The 1,647-nt window shown below is 80.1% G+C and carries 3 protein-coding genes and 1 pseudogene; 2 read left to right on the forward strand and 2 right to left on the reverse strand.

Annotation, left to right across the window (positions count from 1 at the left end):
- Positions 1 to 262, forward strand: a 262-nt coding sequence (locus HLB09_RS16735; RefSeq protein WP_171204430.1) for a hypothetical protein, incomplete at its 5' end; no start/stop codon positions are given.
- 91 nt (positions 263 to 353) lie between these two features.
- Positions 354 to 920, forward strand: a complete 567-nt coding sequence (locus tag HLB09_RS17970; protein WP_322790238.1) for a molybdenum cofactor biosynthesis protein MoaE — start codon at positions 354 to 356, stop codon at positions 918 to 920.
- Positions 921 to 962: 42 nt separating this feature from the next.
- Here the strand turns inward: HLB09_RS17970 and HLB09_RS18995 are convergent, their stop codons facing one another.
- On the reverse strand, positions 963 to 1,475 hold the full coding sequence (locus HLB09_RS18995) for a GNAT family N-acetyltransferase (protein ID WP_171204431.1): 513 nt from the start codon (positions 1,473 to 1,475) through the stop codon (positions 963 to 965).
- A pseudogene (locus HLB09_RS16750) lies at positions 1,468 to 1,647 on the reverse strand (hypothetical protein); the annotation flags it as partial. The gene HLB09_RS18995 and the pseudogene HLB09_RS16750, both read right to left, overlap by 8 nt.

The raw sequence follows: 1,647 nt of genomic DNA on the forward strand, positions 1-1,647 counted from the left end.
GTGGGCGCTGCCGGTCGTCGTCGGCGGGCGTCCGCTCGGCTTCTCCCGGCACCGGCCCGTGGCGGCCGACGGGCGCCGCGCCCCGGCCTCGCGGTGGCGCCACATCGCCCTCGTCGGCGGGACCCCGGACGACGTCGTCCTGGCCGACGGCGACGAGGCGCGCCTCGTCGCGGCGACGGACGCCGGCCGCGCGTGCGGGGCCCCGCCGTGGTGGCCCCTCGTCGTCCACGGCCTCGAGGCGGCTGCGCTCGGCGGCCGCTGAGCGTTTCTCCCACCGGTCGGGCCTAGGCGGGGCCGGGCCACGGTCGACGGCGGGGTCCGGTCGGCCGCCGCCCCGCGCCTACCGTGGGGGAGTGAGCACGCCCGAGACCCCCGCCGCCGGCTCCGTCACCACCACCGCCGACGTCGCCGCTGACGTCACAGGGCCGCCGGCCGGCGACCCTCGGGCCGCTGGCGGCGCCAGGGCGCCGCGGGACTCCTCGCGGGTCGCGCCGCCCGCGCGGCGCCTGGCCCGGGCGGTCGTCACCGAGGACGTGCTGTCCGTCGCCGAGCACGCGGCCGCCGTCGAGGACCCCGCCGCGGGCGCCGTCGTCACCTTCGGGGGCGTCGTGCGCGACCACGACCACGGCGCCCGCGTCACGCGCCTGGAGTACTCGGCCCACCCGAGCGCGGGCCGCGTCGTCGAGGAGGTGGCTCGCGAGGTGCTCGCCGCCCACCCCGTCGACGCCCTCGCCGTCAGCCACCGCACCGGCGCGCTGGAGGTCGGTGACGTCGCCTTCGCCGTCGCGGTGGCCGCCGCGCACCGGCGCGAGGCCTTCGCCGCCTGCGAGGAGGTGGTCGAGGAGGTCAAGGCGCGCCTGCCGGTGTGGAAGCGCCAGGTGCTCGCCGACGGGGGAGCCGAGTGGGTGGGCATGCCCTGAGCGCCGGGACGACCGCCCCGTCCACCGCCTCCGCCCCGCGCGTCAGCCCGGTGCGGCGGTGAGGGTCTTGCCGAAGGTCCGCGTCATCGGGTCGTCGGCCCAGGCGTACGGGGTGACGGCCGACCACCCCTCCCGCTCGTAGAGGGCGATCGCCTCCGGCTGCAGGGTGCCCGTCACGAGGTGCAGCGCGTGCAGCCCGCGGCCGCGCGCGGCGTCCTCCGCCGCGCGCAGCAGCGCCGTGGCGACCCCGCGGCGCCGGGCCGTGGCGGGGACGAAGAGGCGCTTGACCTCGCCGACGCCCGGGCCCACCACGGGCAGCGGCGCGACGACGGCGCAGCCCAGCGCCACGTCTCCCGCCACCGCGAGCAGGTGGACGACGTCGGCCGGGTCCGGGTGCGAGGCACCCTCGGGCGGCTCGAGCGACCCCTCCCCGTAGCGCCGCTGCAGCTCGACCTCCGCGTCGCGCACGAGGGCGCGGTGCCGGGGGTCGTCGGCCGCGACGACGACGACCTCGACGAGCTGCCCGAGGGCGCGCCCGGCCGGTGCCTCAGCCACCGGCGAAGGGCGGCAGCACGTCGACGACGGGCAGCGGGGCCCCCGCGAGCTGCGGGCCGACGACGACCGGGTCGTGCGGCCCGGCGGCGACCTCGCCGACGAGCACGGTGGCCACCTCGAGCACGGGCGCGAGGGCGGGATGGCGCCGGGCGAGGGCGCGGCGCAGGTCGTC

It is taken from the genome of Pseudokineococcus marinus (assembly GCF_013004605.1).
Lineage (GTDB): Bacteria > Actinomycetota > Actinomycetes > Actinomycetales > Quadrisphaeraceae > Pseudokineococcus > Pseudokineococcus marinus.